Here is an 18192-nt window from a genome sequence, read left to right on the forward strand (position 1 = left end):
GATCTTCATACAAAAAGGATGCACGAAAGCTATCGTGCATCCTTTTCTTATGTATTAACTTTCACTGCATCCACGATTAGCGAAGCGAATCCTAACTTTCCATCTTGATTTCTATGGTCAAAGCGCTTCGAGCGATAAATAAAACCTCCTTGCTCATTCCAATCATTATAATGAAATTCTCCATTTTCATCGCAATACTCTAGCAACTTCACTTGAAAACCCGCTGCTTCAAACATAGATACAATCGTTTTATAGTTATGTACAATTTTATGACTTGCAGCCGGATGATCTAACGGGCCAGGTCCTCCCACTTGCACACCACGCTGATATTCTTCATTGGGGAAACATGCATCCGGCACTGCACACCGAATATAACCATCATCTTGTAAAAACTCATAGCATATTTTAGCTGCTTCTATACCTTCTTCATACGATAAATGCTCCCATACGTGCTCAGCCAAAATTACTGATAAAGAATTAGTCTGAAATTTATTAATCCACGTTTCTCTTTTTAATAAATTTAATTGTTCTTCATTTGTATGTAACCAACCTGGGTTATTATTATATCCCTCTGCTCCAACGACAACTTTCGTCTCCATCTTTCCACCCCTTTTTCATATTCCGACATCAAAGTTCGACAAAGTAACATTGCCCCCCTTTATTTCCCCAAAAGAAAAAGCCTTGCGCGCTCCCTAGACGCACAAGGCTTACTATCTTATATCCCTTTAATTAGCTTTTTCTAAACTATCTTGCGAACTTCCATCTTCTTTTAGATGACTGTGCTTTTTCGAATATACAAAGTATACAACTACTCCAATTGCCAACCAAACACCGAAGTATATCCATGTTTTTAACGGTAGATTTACCATTAAGAATAGACAGCATGCAACTGAAATAATCGGTAAGATTGGTACAAGTGGTACCATAAATCCGCGTTGTAATTTCGGATGCGTTTTACGAAGAATGATGACAGTTACACCAACCATCGCGAATGTTAATAACGCTCCAATATTCGCTAAATTTGACAATTCTTTTAAATCGATAAATCCAGCAATTACAGCACTACCAATTCCTGTTAACCAAACTGAAAATGTTGGTGCTTCTGTCTTCTTGTTAATTTTCGCAAAAGATTTTGGCAATAAACCGTCACGGCTCATCGCGAAGAATACACGTGTCGTAGCGTAGATGTATGCGAAAATTACAGCCATAATACCAATTACAGCTCCAATAGCAATTACACCAGCCACTTTATCTTGTCCTACAACTTCTAGTACATAGGCCATCGCTTCAGGTACATCTAATTCCTTGTAAGAAACCATACCTGTCATAACGAGACAAACTACAACATAAATGATTGTACAAATGACTAATGAAGCAATAATACCAATCGGTAGATCACGTTGCGGATTTTTTACTTCTTCAGCAGAAGTTGCTAATGCATCAAATCCTAAGAAAGCGAAGAATACTGCTGCTCCTCCGGCAAAGACTCCACTTAAGCCGTACGGTGCAAATGGTATCCAGTTTTCTGGTTTCACGTAGAATACACCAACTGCAATGAATAAAACAACAATACTAATTTTAATTAATACCATTATGTTATTCACACGCTTACTTTCTTTTGTACCTCGTGATAATAACCAAGTTATCACCAACGTAACGATAACTGCGGGTAAGTTCACCATACCACCTTGCGATGGAATCGTTAACAACGCTTTTGGAATTTCAAGCCCCAATCCACTCACTAAATTATTGAAATAACCTGTCCATCCGCCAGCTACTGCGGCAGTCGTTACGACATATACGGATAGCAATGTCCATCCCATTAAATGGGCAACAAACTCACCAATTGTTGCATATGAATATGTGTACACACTACCTGAAACAGGAAGTGCAGATGCAACCTCTGCATAGCATAAAGCTGCAAATCCACAAACAATTGCTGCAATCATGAATGAAAAAATAACTGCTGGACCAGCATCTCTTGCTGCTACTAATCCCGTTAATACTAGAACTCCTGTACCAATTATCGCACCAATCCCTAGCATTGTTAGGTCAAATGCCCCTAGCGTTTTCGTCAAAGTTTTACTTTTACTTTCCCCTAACAATTGCGTAACGGATTTCTTTTTGAATAGGTTGGCCACGATGAATGCCCCCTTTTACTAAGAAGAGCTAAGAGGTATTATCTCTTAGCTCTTATCATGTTGTATTATATATTGTTCGATTTTTTTTTGTATAATGCTGCTATTAGCAAGATACTGTTTCTGCTTCTAATAATTCTTTTGCACCTTTGTACTCTACACCGTGAGCTTCTGCAACTGCTTCGAATGTTACATAGCCTTCTAATGTATTAATACCTTTTAATAATGCAGTGTTGCCTAGGCAAGCTTCTTTGTAGCCTTTGTTAGCAATTTGTACTGCATATGGTACTGTTACGTTTGTTAATGCAAGAGTTGATGTACGTGGAACCGCACCTGGCATGTTTGCAACTGCATAATGCACAACGCCGTGTTTTTCATAAGTTGGGTTATCATGAGTTGTAATACGGTCAGTTGTTTCGAAAATACCACCTTGGTCAATCGCGATATCTACAACAACAGAACCTTGTTCCATTGATTTAATCATTTCTTCTGTTACAAGTTTTGGCGCTTTTGCACCTGGGATTAATACTGCACCGATTACAAGATCAGATTCTTTTACAGCTTCTGCAATATTGTAAGGATTAGACATTAAAGTTTTTACTTGGTTTCCGAAAATGTCATCTAATTGACGAAGACGTTCTGCACTTAAGTCGATGATTGTTACATCCGCACCTAGTCCAACTGCAATTTTAGCAGCATTTGTACCAGCTTGTCCACCACCGATAATTGTTACTTTACCACGTTTAACTCCTGGAACACCTGCAAGTAAGATACCTTTACCGCCTTTGTTTTTCTCAAGGAATTGCGCACCGATTTGTGCAGCCATACGACCAGCTACTTCACTCATAGGTGCAAGTAATGGTAATGAACGGTTTTCTAATTGTACTGTTTCATATGCGATAGCAACAACTTTCTTCTCAATTAATGCTTTTGTTAATTCTGGTTCTGGAGCTAAGTGTAAGTATGTGAATAAGATTAAACCTTCACTGAAGTGCTTGTATTCACTTTCAACTGGTTCCTTAACTTTCATAACCATTTCCATGTTCCAAGCTTCTTCAGCTGTATCAACAATTTTTGCTCCCGCTTCAACATACTGAGCATCTGTGAAACCAGATCCTACACCTGCATCCTTTTGAATGAATACTTCGTGATTGTTACGAATTAAATGTACAACACCTGCTGGTGTCATTGCCACACGGTTTTCGTTGTTTTTAATTTCTGCTGGTACCCCAATACGCATAATGAAATGCCCCCTTATAATTAACAGAAAAAAGGAATTCTTTTTTCTTTTTCAAATAATTAATAACTTATGTCCTTATTCTAGCATAACTTAAAAGTTATGAAAACGCTAACATACTATTTTTTTAAAGTTTATATATTTAGAATAGTGTAAATATACCGAACATTGATTTTATTGGGTTCTTCGTACCATTTCATCATCTATCACTCTATTTCTATTATATCCATTCAAAATGCATAGTAATTATTTATTATTTGACAATAATGTAACAATGTAAAAAAAACTAAGTAATGACGTATACATATACACTTATTACTTTGTTCAATACTTTAGAAATATATTCTTTTCACAAAAAAACAGCTACTAGCATTTAGCCAGCAGCTGGATAACTTATAAATAACTTTGAAAATAAATCTTCTGTCGTTTCAGTAATTTTATCAAACATATCACTTTCACGATCTTCTTGCTCTTTTAACATCTTAATTGTTTCACGTGCATCTTCAGGATAATCGGTAATGATACCATCCACGTTTAACTTATAATATGCCTTTAAACTTTCCATATCATTTACTGTCCATACGTAAATTGGTTTATTTAGCTTTCGCGCTTCTTTCACTAGGCGCTTATTTAACATATATTCTTCTGCTACATAGAAATCCGCCTGTACATTCTTTAAATTAGCCCTGCTTGCAAACAATACATACCCTACTTTTATATCCGGATTTGCACGCTTAAACTCTTTAATAAGCGGGTAATGTAACGTTTGAATTACACATTGTTTCTCAAAATCGTTCTCTTTAATTGTTTTTAGTACTTTCTTTACGAAATCCTTCTCATTACCATGAAGTTTCACTTCTATATTAAGTTTTATTTTGCCTTTTGCAAGCTTAATGATCTCATCAAGTGTACTTATTTGTCCCGTGAATCCATCTTGACTAAGAGTAAGATTTCTTAACTCATCCATCGTCAAATCTGATACATGCCCATTCGCATTCGCAAGACGTTTCAACTTCAAATCATGTATGACCGCTAGTTCGCCATCTTTCGTTTGCAAGACATCTATTTCAGCATAGTCTGCTTTTGCATCAATGGCACCTTGCACTGCTTCTTTCGTATTCTCTACACCTTTTGATATATATCCACGGTGCGCCATAATAATTGGTTCTTTATATGTGTTTGAAATAAAGGTCACAATGAAGGCAACGACCATTCCAGCAGTAATAATCCCCACGATATATACACCAATAAATTTCCAACGGTGTTTTTTGAAGAAACATTTATCTGCTTTTGTTTTTGAATAATCTAATCCTTCTTCTAATAAAACATCTTCAACCGAAACTTTCTGTAAGTATAATCTTGTTAACGCCATAATATAAAACGGCGTCATAATGAAGCTAAATAAATACAATGTACTCGTTAAGAAGACCGAAATCGTTGACTCCGCTAACAGCGCAAATGTCCCTTCTGGGTTCGTAAATTCGTATACTCCCCATAAACAGAGTAAATACACTCCTATAAACAAAAGAAAGACCATTCCTACAGAGATGAAAACTCCTACTAAAAAGAACAACACTTTAAAAAAGCTTTCTTTTACTAAGTTCGCACTTTTACGTGCTGCCGTGCGGAATGGTTTTTCTTCTAAAACAATAATAGGTAAAACAAAAATCCAGCGAAGATTTAAATAAGCAACTACAGCAAAGAAAGCATAATAACCAATCTGACCCATTGTCGTCTTAAATAGTTCACCTGTAATAAAATTAGGAATTTGAATTTCAGGAATCAATGCAGATTTGTATCCCATACTTAATAGCGGTAATAGCACAACTGCATACAACACAAATCCTGGTAAGCAATATGTAAAAAGAGAAGGTAAATACGTTACTGTTTTATACAAAATCGGACGTAATCTCACCTTTTGCCTTTTATGAGCGAAATACGAAATAATAATAAGCACTGCAAATTCTGTAAAAATAAGAAACAATGCTAGTATCGATAAAATTACAATCGCCAAAATCCCATACGGTGTTTTCACAAATGCTACTAATTCATCATTTGTCGCATTTGCATAACCACTAAAGTACAATAACTTATTGAAAACAATACCTAAGAGGGGGATAAACACAATTGCAGCTAACAATTTATAGACGAGCTGAAATGTTAACACATTCCAAAAAGCAAATTGTACTGTTTGAAAGGAATGTCTCATTACTCCTGGTATAGATAGTCTTTTACGGTGTTGCATATATTCCTCCACATTCTAAAACTATATTTGAGATGGATTCCACATTTCCAATTTCAATCCATCTTTTTAATAATAATATATTCCGCTTAACATGAACACTCTTATACATATAATGAAAAAAGTGATGGCTAATCCCATCACTTTTTTTCACTCACTCTATTTTTTCTCTAGCCCTTGTCCAAATGCTTTTAAGAAACTAAAACCGAATGTAATCGCCCTGTTGATATCTGGATCTTTTAATACCTTAAAGAAATCCATCACTTTTGTTTTCTTTCCGTTTTTCAGCTCATCCGTTGCAAATTGTAATCCAGTGACTAAACTAGATGTTATTTGTTTCGTTATTTCTGGGTCCACTGAAGATAATGCCTCTCCTGCCCCCATCATATTGTTTAGTGCGTTTTTTACTGGTTCACGATTCAATTGTTCAACAGCTATTTTGGAAACATCTTCTTTTGCAGCAAGTAAACTAATTGCTGCATCTAAAATTCCAGCTTTGTGCAACTGAGCTAATAGCTGCATCGTCTCTTCTACTGCTTCTCTATTTTCAGCTAGATCATTTAACAACTCATCTGTTACTTGCTGTTTTTTTTCTTCTTCTGTTACAATCTTCTTTTTAATTAAAGTAATCTCTTTTGCCATTATCCCCGCCCCCTAATTCTCGTCCACAAGTGATACGTATTGTTTTCTTTGCCACTTTTGCTCGATTTCAACACCATTTTGCGGATGACGTTTTTTATCTCTCGGGTTTGAAGATGGTAGCGGACGATTTCCTTTTTCACGTAATACGCGCAGTTTCACCATTGTTTGTTTATAAGCTGGTGTACACGTATAAATGTCTGTTGCTGTTCCTGTTAAAATATTGATTGCCTCTTCATTTACTGTCGCATGCATCGGCAAATATAACTCATTTCCAGTTACACGATCTGTAACAAGCGCTTGTACTTTAATCTTTCCAAATGGTGATGTTAATTCTACAAGACCACCATCTTTCACATTTCGTTCTTTAGCAAGTTCCGGTGAAATTTCAACAAATACTTCAGACACTTTAGATAAAATTCCAGCCGACTTATTCGTCATATTTCCTTCATGGAAATGCTCTAGCATACGGCCATTATTTAATAGTAAATCATACTCATCTGGGGCTACAACTGGCGGAACCCATTCATCTAGTGATAATCGTGCTAGTTTGTCTGGGAAGTTAAATCCATCTACATATAATAACGGTGTATCACTACCATCATGGCTACCCCAACATAAACTATTCCAGCCTTCTAAACGGTCATACGTTGCTTGTGAGTATAACGGGGCAAGCGATGCAATTTCATCCATAATTTCACTTGGACTTCCATAATTCCAGTCTCCGCCCAGTGCACGAGCTACTTTTTGTAAAATCCACCAATCTGGCTTAGAATCACCAAGTGGCTTCAATACTTCATACAATCTTTGAATACGGCGCTCTGTATTTGTAAATGTTCCTTCCTTTTCTAAGCTTGGTGATGCCGGTAAAATAACATCGGCAAAACGAGCTGTTTTCGATAAGAACATATCTTGAACAACAAGGAAGTCTAAATTCGCTAAAATATGTTGTACATGGTTGGCATTTGAATCTACTAAAGCCATTTCTTCTCCCATAACATACATACCACGCAGTTTTCCTTCTTCGGCCGCAAGTAACATTGCGATATTATTTAATCCCGGTTCTTTCGGAATGGTAGTACCGTATGCTTTTTCAAATTTCGCACGATGCACATCATCTGAAACTGCTTGGTAACCCGGAAGCCAGTTCGGTAATGTCGCCATATCACAAGCACCTTGTACGTTATTATGCCCGCGTAACGGATACGCACCGGCACCAGAACGACGGTAGTTACCTGTAACGAGAAGTAAATTTGAAATTGCTGCCGACGTTGTACTTCCTCCTGTATTTTGAGTTACACCCATTCCCCAAAGTATACAAGTACCATCTGCTTCATATACCATACGAGCCATTTCTTTTAACTGAGCTTTAGAAATCCCTGTAATTTTCTCAGTATAATCAAGCGTATATTTCTCTAGCATTTTGCTATATTCATCAAAATTCTTTACATTTTCAGCTATGAACTTTTTATCGTGCCAATCTTGATCGATAATGTATTTCGTTATCCCAGCAAGCCATACATAATCCGTCCCTTGACTCGGGTGAACAAATATATCAGCACGCTCCGCCATTTCATGTTTACGAAGGTCTGCGACAATTAGTTTTTGTTCATGTAATTTATGAGCACGTTTCACTCTAGTTGCAAGTACAGGATGTCCTTCTGTTGGATTTGCACCAACAATAATAACAAGACCTGCCTCAGCAATATCTTTCACTGTTCCAGCATCTCCGCCCATACCGACAGTTTTAAATAAACCGTCTGTTGCTGGAGATTGGCAATAACGGGAACAGTTATCTACATTATTTGTTCCATATATTTGACGAGCTAGTTTTTGCATAAGATAGTTTTCTTCATTTGTTACTTTCGAAGAAGAAATAAACCCAAACGCATCGCTACCATATTCTGATTTAATATGTTGCATATTAGATGCAACAACTTCAAGAGCCTCTTCCCATGAAGCCTCAACAAACATATCCCCTTGGCGAATTAACGGCTTTGTAATACGCTCTTCACTATTCACAAAGTCCCATCCAAATTTGCCTTTTACACATGTGGAAATACCATTAACCGGTGCATCTGAAACAGGTTGCACTTTTAAAATTTGACGATCTTTCGTCCATACTTCAAATGAACAACCTACACCACAAAATGTACAAACTGTTTTTGTCTTATTAATTTTCGTCTTACGCATCGCGGACTCTACTTCTGAAACTGCTAAAATACTGCTATATCCAGGCTCTACATCTTTTACAAAATCAATCATTGGATTTAGCACATCTGATTTTAAACCAGTCATAAATCCAGCTTCTCCTAGCATCGTTTTTTCCATTAATGCATTACAAGGACAAACTGTTACACATTGCCCACAGCTAACACAAGACGAGTCATTTATACTCACACCATTGTCCCAAATAACACGTGGACGGTCTAAACTCCAATCAATCGATAAAGTTTCATTCACTTGTAAATTTTGGCATACTTCTACACACTGCCCACAAGCAATACATTGATTTGGATCGTATCGATAGAATGGATGCGACGTATCCACTTCGCATGCACTTACTTTCGGTTCATATGGATATTTCTGTTCTTCAATTCCCATCATATCTACTGTATTGTGGACTTTACAGTTACCATTATTATTATCACATACCGTACAGTACAATAAATGATTCTCTAATATTCGATCCATCGCTTCAGTTTGTGCTTCCTTTGCACGTTCCGATTGCCTCTCAATATGCATGCCATCTTCCAACTTCGTCGAACAGGCACGCAGTAAACTTCCATTCACTTCTACAATACATGTATCACAAGTTTGAATAGGATCTACCTCTGGTACATGACAAATTTGAGGATGTTCTAAATTACTTTCGTTAAATAATTGGAGTATCGTCTTTTCACCTGATGCGAAAAATTCTTTACCATCAACGGTTACACGGACTGTCTGTTCTGTCATAGTTTCCCCTCTCCTTATAACTAACTGTACAACACAATTGTGAATCCGTTTTCAAAACTGCGTTGCTGTACATATTTTTGAAGCGCCCTGTTGAGATACTTTCCTTTGGAAGTCGATTCTAGATGTTATAAGGTATAACTACGAAAGCTTGAAAATGTCACTATTCTACAAATCTATTATATCGTACATATACAATAATAACCAAAATAATCTGCCATCTTCTTATTAGTAGATGCTTTTGGTTTTTCGATGTTTTATGATAAATATGGAGAGAAATACATATAAAGGGGAATTTAATATGGGGCCTATTCAAGAAACATATACAATTGTACGCTATCAATCTGGTACATTTTCAAAACAAACCGATGAGGTTGTTACGGAATCTCCTATTACAATTAAATTAAATAGCGAAGAATACGTAACAGTTGTATGCACTCCTAATTACATTGAAGATATGGTAATCGGTTTTTTAATTTCTGAAGGAATTATTTCTTCTTATAAAGATATTGAAGAATTATGGATCCAAAAGGAAAACGGAATTGTCCATGTAAAATCATCAAAAATTAATCCGCTCTATCAAACTTTATATAATAAACGGTACGTAACTTCTTGTTGCGGAAAAAGTAGACAAGGTTTTGTTTTCGTCAACGATGCAGCAAAAGCAAAGAAGTTACATGATATACATATAACTATTACTCCGGAAGAATGTTTTCACCTAATGACTTCCTTACAACAATCTTCAACTACATTTCGCCAAACGGGTGGTGTGCATAATACCGCTCTATGTGATCGAAAGAACATTCTTTTATCAAGAATGGATATCGGAAGACATAATGCGCTAGATAAAATATACGGTCATTGTTTACGAAACAATATCTCTGTTCGAGGGAAAATCATTGCGTTTAGCGGACGCATCTCATCTGAAATTTTGTTAAAGGTTTCAAAAATAGGTTGCGAAATTGTTCTATCTAAATCAGCTCCAACTAAACTAGCTCTGCAACTCGCCCATGATTTAGGTATTACCGTAGTAGGGTTTATTCGAAATGGATCTTGCAATATTTATACACATCCAGAACGAATCGATGGCTACAAAATAAACGATTGACTACGTAAAAGAAAGTGAAAACTTAATCAGTGGAGGTTTTTTCCCTCCCCACTGATTATTAGCCCCAACCAATTGGGCTTTTACGGGCAACCCGACTCCCACGAATAGTGGGATAAAAATGACTCCTTTACAAAGCGAGGATTTTAGTTATAAAAATGTAACATATTAAAACCTTGAATAGTTAATAAAGTTAATATATAATTTCATTACATAAATAAAATGAAAACATAGTAGCATAATCTTTTCATTCTTTTACAAATTAAGAATGAATAATCACAGAATGTATTTAGCTATCTTTATTCTTATAAAGTTAATGGATTAAATTAAGATCAACCTAGGAGGTTACAACTATGGAAATTCGCTTATTAACAACAGAGGACGCAGAAATTTATTTGAAAGTGTGTATGGAAGGTTTAATGAAAAACCCTGAGGCTTTTAGCTCTTCTTATGAAGATGTTCTTAAACAGGAAAACCCTGTCGCTGCTATGGCAAAGCGATTAAGCAATCCGGATAAGTATACTCTAGGTGTCTTCAAAGATAATGATTTAATCGGTATTGCTACTCTAGAAACAAAGCCATTTATTAAGCAAGAGCATAAGGCAAAAATCGGCTCCGTTTTTGTTTCTCCAAAAGCGCGTGGCCTCGGTGCAGGACGAGCTTTAATTAAAGCGATTATTGAAAATGCCGATAAATTACATGTAGAACAGCTTATGCTTGATGTTGTTGCTGATAACACTGCTGCAAAAAAATTATATGAGTCCCTCGGCTTCCAAACTTACGGTGTGCAAGAACGGTCCTTAAAACATAATGGCCAATATTGGGACGAAGAGCATATGGTTTTATTCTTAAATAATTAACATTTTAATATAATTTTTCAAAAGCATCTTCTTATTAATTAAGATGCTTTTTTCATTACAACAATGTAATCCTCATGTCACCTTTATCGATCGTTCCAATCCTTTCCATTCGTTATACTAAAAATATAAAGTGAAACTTTACTCAGCGAGGATGATCCATCTCCCGCTGATTATTTCATGAACGTATAGCATGCAATTGATATGTAGAGGAGAATGTAACATGAAACAAAATAAACAAGCTATCTTTTTAATATTTGCTACAGCAATTGTAACTTCTGGACTGGCAATTCTACCTTGGTTTATTATATAGAACACATTAAAAAAGCTTATTGCTTCTTAAGAAGCAATAAGCTTTTTTTCTATTATAAAATCCCGAAAAATTTATTTACACAACTTATCATAATAAGCATAGATACCGCAACACACATTACAATCGCATTACGATCTTGCTTTTCTTTTTGTAAAATTTCTACTTTTTTACTCATGTGTACAATCCCCTTTATATTAAAAAAAGTGTGAGATAGGAAATTTTTCTTATCCGATGCGAGGTGAATACGAAAACCCTCTCTATCTCACATACACAATAGAATGGAATTGTCATTTTATAAATAAAATGACATGACGTTATGTCGCAACATAGGGTATTTGTGTCGCTACGTTTTCTATTATAAAAAATAGTTGTGCAAAACTAGTGCATTTTTTATGTCAATTGCCCTGATTGAAAAAATCAGCCATCCATTCAATCACATAAAAAGAGTTTTTTATTATTTTCATGTAAACTATACAAGTAGAATGAATAGTTTGGGGTGCACAAGATTATGGTGAAAATTTTATTAGTAGACGATGAAGAACGTATGTTACGATTATTAGATCTGTTCTTAAGCCCTCGTGGCTATTTTTGTATGAAAGCTACTTCTGGCCTTGAAGCGCTAGAATTAATCGAACAAAAGGACTTCGATATTATTTTATTAGATGTTATGATGCCGAATATGGATGGGTGGGATACTTGCTATCAAATCCGTCAAATTTCCAACGTTCCAATTATTATGCTAACAGCTCGCAACCAAAATTATGATATGGTCAAAGGCCTGACCATGGGAGCAGATGACTATATTACAAAACCATTCGATGAACATGTATTAGTCGCGCGAATCGAAGCTATATTACGTCGTACAAAGAAAGATAGCTTTGTTAGCTTCAATGGTATTGAGTGGGATAAAACGAAACATACTGTTACAGTTTATAATGAAAAAATCTCACTAACTCCTATTGAATTTTCTTTACTCGGACTATTTTTACAAAATACAAACCGTGCCTACAGCCGAGACGATTTAATCGAAAAGATTTGGGGCTATCAAACAGATATCGAATACAGAACTATCGATTCACATATTCGTAATATACGGGATAAGTTACGCAAAAAAGGCTTTCCAGTTGAAGATTACTTAGAAACTGTCTATAAAGTCGGATATAAATGGAAAAATGAATAATTACTTCTGTCAGTGGGGATGGATAAAACCCCACTGATTAAAGTTTCACTTTATATGAAATAAGGTATGGTGAGAAAATGAGCAAACTTTCCCTTAAAGTTGGGACATACTTTTTAATATTAGCTTTATGTATTGAGGCAATCGCTTTCGTATCTTTTTATAAAAGTCTTTCAAAAATGCGTGTTGAAGAGGAAACGCTTGCTCTTTTAGAGAAAGGAAATCGCTATCGTAATACGATTGAACAACGTGCAAAATGGAGCAAATACGGCAAATACGCTGAGAAAAAAAAACATACTGAACATCTCAATCGCCCTGCCTCTTCCGGCTTCTCTATTGAAGATGCCGCTGAAGATTTAATGGAAACAGAAGCACTTACTAATTCTGATATAGCCATTGTTATAACTGACAGTAATGGAAAAATCACTTCGGCCTCAGAAACAGTAACAAAAGATATGCAAAAACAACTTCATTGTAAAATCCCCCCAGTTAAAAGGGGCGGATTAATAGTAGAAAAGAATTGGAAAAAATCAAAATTCGTCTCAACAGTAACACCAATTGACACAAAAGACTTTCAAGGCAAATTACACATGTTCTTAAAAACATCCTTCTTAGAAGATATGCTACTTAGACTCATGAATCAATTCATTATCGTGAGTATTTTAACACTTATTTTAACAACTATTTCTGTCTTTGTTTTTTCTCGAGTTATTACAGATCCTCTTATAAAGATGAAAAGAGCAGCAGAAAAAATGTCAAAATTAAACAAACCAATTCAATTAGGGATTAAACGAAATGATGAACTTGGAAGTTTAGCCACAACCATTGAGGAACTGTCTAGTGAACTGACGTATATGAAAAAAGAGCGAAACGAATTTCTTGCCAGTGTAGCGCACGAGTTACTAACTCCACTAACTTATATGAAAGGTTATGCGAAAGTGGCAAAGAGAGATTCTTTAACGAAGGAAGAACGTGAAGAGTATTTACAAATCATCGAGGATGAAACCGATAGTGTAACTGATCTCGTACAAGATTTATTTATGCTCGTACAATTAGAGCAACATCAATTCGTTATTAAAAAACAAAAAATGCTCCTTAGGCCATTTTTAGAACGCATGGTTGAAAAAACAAAAACAACATTAACCAACAAACAAATAGAAATTCATGTGTACTGTAAAAATGATTTAAAAGTTCGTATAGATGAAAGGCGTATGGAACAAGTGATGTTAAATTTATTGCATAATGCTTATCAACATTCGCCAGAAAACACTTCTATAACAATACGTGTACTAACCAATGCGAATACTTTTACAATAAGTATAAAAGATGAAGGTGAAGGTATTCCAAAAGAAGATATCCCACACATTTTCGATCGCTTTTACCGTGTCGATAAATCTAGAACACGAGCTACAGGAGGAAAAGGTATCGGACTAGCTGTTGCAAAGGAAATTGTAGAACTTCATAATGGTTCTATCGAAGTTAAAAGCGAATTAGAAGTCGGAACAGAATTTATAATTGAATTACCATTTGAATAATATATGCGTGAAATCACCAGTAGTAGTCAACACTACTGGTGCTATTTTATTTATAAAACCAGCTCATATAAGCTAAGGTTTTGAAATTATTCTTATTTCAATATAAAATATAGGTATAACTGTCAAAGATTTGGAGGGTGATATAATTGGATATCCATGTATTAACAAAAGACGAAGCAGAAATTTACTTAGAACTTCGAGTAGAAGGATTAAAACAAAATCCGGAAGCTTTCAGCTCTTCTTATGAAGATATTATTAATAAAGAATGTGCTATTGAATATAAAGCCCAAAAATTAGCACAAGATGAGAACTATACACTAGGTGCATTTAAAGATGGAGAATTAATCGGAGTTGCAACACTGGAAACGAAACCATATGTAAAACAAGAACATAAAGCGAAAATCGGTTCAGTATACGTGTCTCCAAAAGCACGCGGACTTGGAGCGGGAAAAGCACTTATTAAAGAATGTCTTGAGCTTGCTAAATCTTTAGAAGTAGAGCAAGTTATGCTTGATGTTGTTGTCGGAAACGATGGTGCAAAAAAACTTTATGAGTCATTAGGCTTTAAAACATTTGGCGTACAAGAACGCTCATTAAAATATAACGGACAATATTGGGATGAAGAGCATATGGTTCTTTTCCTAGATGAAGAAAAATAACAAAAAAACATCCTCCATTTATGAGGATGTTTTTTACTTTCTTGTAAACCATGCTGTATATAATAATTGAATGGCCTCTTCAATTTCTTCCTCTAATAAAGTCGCAAATCCAAGTAATACTGTACTTTTGGGAGAAGTCCCTTCCTTATAATACATCGAAACAGGATACACTTTAATACTCCTTTCAGCTGCAGCTTCCATTAATTCTTTCTCTGCCATCCCGTTATGCACTTTTAATAAAATATGTAGGCCGGAATCTTCCCCTATTACTTCAATGCGATTAGAAAAATATTTTTCTATTACCGAAACAAGACGGTCTCTCTTCTTTCGGTACACAACACGCATTTTATGAATATGTTTTTCCCAATGCCCGTCATTTAAAAATTTCCTAATGATCTCTTGATCCATTCTTGAAACGCTTTGTGTGTAAAATAAATATTGCTCTTGATACTGCTTAATGAGGGATTTTGGCAACACCATATAACTCATCCGTAATGATGGCAATAGCGCTTTAGACAGCGTCCCCATATAAATTACTTTCCCATCTCTATCTAACCCTTGCAGCGCTGGAATTGGCTTTCCTGAATAGCGGAATTCACTATCATAATCATCTTCAATAATATATCTTCCTTCTTTTTTTTTCGCCCATTGCAAAAGCTGCATTCTTCTCGTAATTGGCATAATCATCCCGCAAGGAAACTGATGCGAAGGTGTAACAAATACAACATTTGCATGGTTATCAGCTAACTGTGACATACGAATTCCATCTCTATCTAAAGATAACATTTGTACATTTTGTTCCCCTTGCTCAAAAACAACCATTTTCCGATGGTACCCAGGGTTCTCAACCGCATAACGACTTCCCTTTAACAACTGAAATAACATTTTTACTAATATTTGCGTACCCGCTCCTATTACAATTTGACTAGCTACGCATCGTACACCTCTAGATTCATACAAATAGCTCGCGATTGCTTCTCGTAAACTTACCTCTCCTTGCGGATGTCCAATAAAAAGTAAATCTTTATTTTCAAATTGCCATACCTCGTTCGTAATTTTTCGATATACATGAAACGGAAAAGTAGTAGTATCCACACCCGTTTGAGTGAAATCAAATTTATACTTCTTATCTTGAAAAGGCGCTTCTCCTATTACCTCTTCGCTGCCTTCCACATGAATCATTTGCTCGATTTCACATACAAAATAACCTTTTCTAGAAATCGACTCAATATATCCTTCGGCAAGAAGTTGCTCATAAGCAGCTTCAACTGTATTTTTACTCACTTGTAAATATGTCGCCAACTTCCTCTTAGCCGGTAATTTCGTAAAGGCCGGAATCGTTCCATCTTTAGTCTCTTTTTTTATATACTCATACAATTGTACATACAATGCTGTCTTACTATTTGCATTCAAATTAGGCGTTAATTCTAACACAACGTCTGACCCCTTCCAAAAATACATAACTGATACTTTTTACAGTACCAGAAGTTCTATATAATTCCTTTTATCATGTAACACATTAATAATCAAATGCTAGAGAGGAGATGCATGATAATGAACAATGGTAGACGCATCGGACTTATGATGATTATTACAGGAGCTACCCTATGGGGATTATCTGGTCCCATGATTCAGTGGCTATTTCAACATACGAACGTATCATCAATTGATTTTTTAACAATTCGCCTGTTACTCGCAGGAATATTCATTTTGGCTTTCTTGCTTATTAAAAAACAAAACATATTTCACATTTGGAAACATCCTAAACACTTTATACAACTTATAATTTTCTCTATTCTTGGCATGCTTGGTGCGCAGTACGCTTTTATCGAAACAGTTCATATTAGTAATGCCGTAACGGCAACACTATTTCAATTTCTAGGTCCTGTTCTTATTACCATTTACGCTGCGTTTGAGCAAAAGAAATTCCCTGCTTCTATGCAAATACTCGCAATTATAACTGCTCTAACAGGGACATACTTTATTATTACAAACGGTTCAATTGAAAATATTGTTTTATCTAAAGCAGCTATTACTTTCGGCCTGTTAACAGCGATTGGTTTTGCGTTTTATACCCTTCATCCGGCTTCTCTTATTAAAGAATGCGGAACAACTATAGTAATTGGCTGGGGGATGTTAATTGGAGGGATTGCACTGCTTATTTGTAATCGTTCTTTTGGATGGAATCAGATTTCGCAAACTTTCACACTTCAAACTTTTTCTATGCTTATTCTTATCATTATAAGTGGCACTCTTTCTTTCCTTCTTTATATCGGGAGTCTTAAATATTTAGCAGCAACAGAAACAAGTATTTTATCTAGTATTGAACCACTTGTAGCTGCCATCGTTTCAATCGCTTGGCTTAATGAATCTTTTGGAGCATACCAATTATTAGGCGGATTATGTATCGTTCTTTCTGTTATTTTCTTAACAATGCCTCAAAAAGAGCGAGAACCAACCTTTTCAACTGAACAAATATAAAGTGAAACTTTAATCAGTGGGGAGGTTCCATCCCCTACTGATTATTAGCCCTCACCAATCGGGATAGAAAATGTCAAAAGAGGTCGTACAAAACTTACGACCTCTTTTTATGATTTAAAGGAATTGTCTCGTCTGCTAGCAAATACAATTACACTAACAATAAAAATTAGGAGTGTGGCACCATGAAAAAAATCGGAACTATGCTACTTTTCTCCTTCCTCATTACTGGCTGCGCGGAAGTGCAACCCGATTCAAATGTACCTAAAAAAGAAGTACTAGAAACGTCATCCTCTCAAATTAACGCACCTTCCTTTTTTCATCTTAGTGTCTTAAAAGGTGTAAATTGGGAAGAAGCGCCATCATTCGTAGAAGGAAAAATACCGTTAAAAGGTATTGAAGGAAAAATTGCAATGGCTGATAGCTCTATTATCGCAAATGAGCAAAATGAAATAATGTGGTTCTTCCTAGATCCTGAAATGCCAACTGGAAAACTATCTATTATTGCACTAAAACAAGGATCAGTAACTCCAACACCCGTACTCTTTCAACAAGATACTTCTAAACCAACTTGGACTACTTCAAATACAATTGATTCTACTACAACCGAACTCCCACTCACTATGTCACTACCTTCATCTGGATTATGGATATTAAATATATATGTGAATGAAAAATATTATGAGCAATTTGTAATCAATGCCGAATAAAGTGACAAAACTGAAACACTTCCTTACAACAATGTAATTTCTACGTCACGTACTTCGATAGTTGGATTATCTCTCTTCTCTTATACTTAAAGTAAGAAATGACGCGAGGAGAGATGAGAGATGAAAAAAATGATAGAAGTGATCGTA

General features: G+C 35.6%; 15 protein-coding genes. 7 read left to right on the forward strand and 8 right to left on the reverse strand.

Translation table 11 applies throughout. From position 1 onward, the window contains the following. Positions 1 to 47: 47 nt before the first annotated feature. From MKX77_RS21160 to fdhF, 6 genes are all read right to left on the reverse strand, one after another. Positions 48 to 599 (reverse strand): class I SAM-dependent methyltransferase, encoded by a 552-nt coding sequence (locus MKX77_RS21160; protein WP_341307722.1) that lies wholly within the window; start codon positions 597 to 599, stop codon positions 48 to 50. Between the two features lie 126 nt (positions 600 to 725). After that, positions 726 to 2141 carry an amino acid permease gene (locus MKX77_RS21165; RefSeq protein WP_341307723.1) on the reverse strand — a complete coding sequence of 472 codons (1416 nt, stop codon included), beginning with the start codon at positions 2139 to 2141 and terminating at the stop codon, positions 726 to 728. Positions 2142 to 2244: 103 nt separating this feature from the next. After that, positions 2245 to 3378, reverse strand: a complete 1134-nt coding sequence (gene ald, locus MKX77_RS21170) for an alanine dehydrogenase (RefSeq protein WP_002091029.1) — start codon at positions 3376 to 3378, stop codon at positions 2245 to 2247. A gap of 370 nt (positions 3379 to 3748) precedes the next feature. Then, positions 3749 to 5620: a glycerophosphodiester phosphodiesterase gene (locus MKX77_RS21175; protein ID WP_341307724.1), complete on the reverse strand. Its 1872-nt coding sequence runs from the start codon at positions 5618 to 5620 to the stop codon at positions 3749 to 3751. 156 nt (positions 5621 to 5776) lie between these two features. Further along, positions 5777 to 6259: a DUF1641 domain-containing protein gene (locus tag MKX77_RS21180; RefSeq protein WP_002113965.1), complete on the reverse strand. Its 483-nt coding sequence runs from the start codon at positions 6257 to 6259 to the stop codon at positions 5777 to 5779. Between the two features lie 12 nt (positions 6260 to 6271). Next, entirely contained in the window at positions 6272 to 9214 is a 2943-nt protein-coding gene (gene fdhF / locus MKX77_RS21185; RefSeq protein WP_341307725.1) for a formate dehydrogenase subunit alpha, read from the reverse strand. A 298-nt stretch (positions 9215 to 9512) separates the two neighbouring features. Here fdhF and fdhD point away from each other — a divergent pair, with 298 nt between their 5' ends. Then, positions 9513 to 10319, forward strand: a complete 807-nt coding sequence (gene fdhD / locus MKX77_RS21190) for a formate dehydrogenase accessory sulfurtransferase FdhD (RefSeq protein WP_341307726.1) — start codon at positions 9513 to 9515, stop codon at positions 10317 to 10319. Between the two features lie 350 nt (positions 10320 to 10669). Further along, on the forward strand, positions 10670 to 11176 hold the full coding sequence (locus tag MKX77_RS21195; protein ID WP_002010444.1) for a GNAT family N-acetyltransferase: 507 nt from the start codon (positions 10670 to 10672) through the stop codon (positions 11174 to 11176). Positions 11177 to 11538: 362 nt separating this feature from the next. Here the strand turns inward: MKX77_RS21195 and MKX77_RS21200 are convergent, their stop codons facing one another. Then, positions 11539 to 11661, reverse strand: a complete 123-nt coding sequence (locus tag MKX77_RS21200; RefSeq protein ID WP_341307727.1) for a hypothetical protein — start codon at positions 11659 to 11661, stop codon at positions 11539 to 11541. Positions 11662 to 11994: 333 nt separating this feature from the next. Between MKX77_RS21200 and MKX77_RS21205 the strand changes: the two genes are divergently transcribed. The 3 genes from MKX77_RS21205 (at position 11995) to MKX77_RS21215 (ending at position 14857) form a co-directional block, all read left to right on the forward strand. Next, positions 11995 to 12666, forward strand: coding sequence for a response regulator transcription factor (locus MKX77_RS21205; protein WP_002063734.1), 672 nt, complete (start codon positions 11995 to 11997; stop codon positions 12664 to 12666). A gap of 77 nt (positions 12667 to 12743) precedes the next feature. Continuing rightward, complete coding sequence (locus MKX77_RS21210) at positions 12744 to 14198, forward strand: sensor histidine kinase (RefSeq protein WP_341307728.1); 1455 nt, start codon at positions 12744 to 12746, stop codon at positions 14196 to 14198. A gap of 146 nt (positions 14199 to 14344) precedes the next feature. After that, the gene (locus tag MKX77_RS21215; protein WP_000351210.1) at positions 14345 to 14857 is read left to right on the forward strand and encodes a GNAT family N-acetyltransferase; all 513 of its coding nucleotides are present in this window, start codon (positions 14345 to 14347) and stop codon (positions 14855 to 14857) included. Between the two features lie 33 nt (positions 14858 to 14890). Here the strand turns inward: MKX77_RS21215 and pdxR are convergent, their stop codons facing one another. Then, on the reverse strand, positions 14891 to 16291 hold the full coding sequence (gene pdxR, locus MKX77_RS21220; protein ID WP_341307729.1) for a MocR-like pyridoxine biosynthesis transcription factor PdxR: 1401 nt from the start codon (positions 16289 to 16291) through the stop codon (positions 14891 to 14893). 120 nt (positions 16292 to 16411) lie between these two features. On the opposite strand from pdxR, the gene MKX77_RS21225 reads away from it, so the two are divergent. Next, positions 16412 to 17338, forward strand: coding sequence for a DMT family transporter (locus MKX77_RS21225; protein ID WP_341307730.1), 927 nt, complete (start codon positions 16412 to 16414; stop codon positions 17336 to 17338). A gap of 182 nt (positions 17339 to 17520) precedes the next feature. Then, a complete protein-coding gene (locus MKX77_RS21230; protein ID WP_341307731.1) occupies positions 17521 to 18045 on the forward strand; it encodes a DUF4871 domain-containing protein in 525 nt (174 codons plus the stop codon). The last annotated feature ends 147 nt before the right edge of the window (positions 18046 to 18192 follow it).

Origin of the sequence: Bacillus sp. FSL R9-9410, from assembly GCF_038050385.1 — a bacterium.
GTDB lineage: Bacteria > Bacillota > Bacilli > Bacillales > Bacillaceae_G > Bacillus_A > Bacillus_A cereus_U.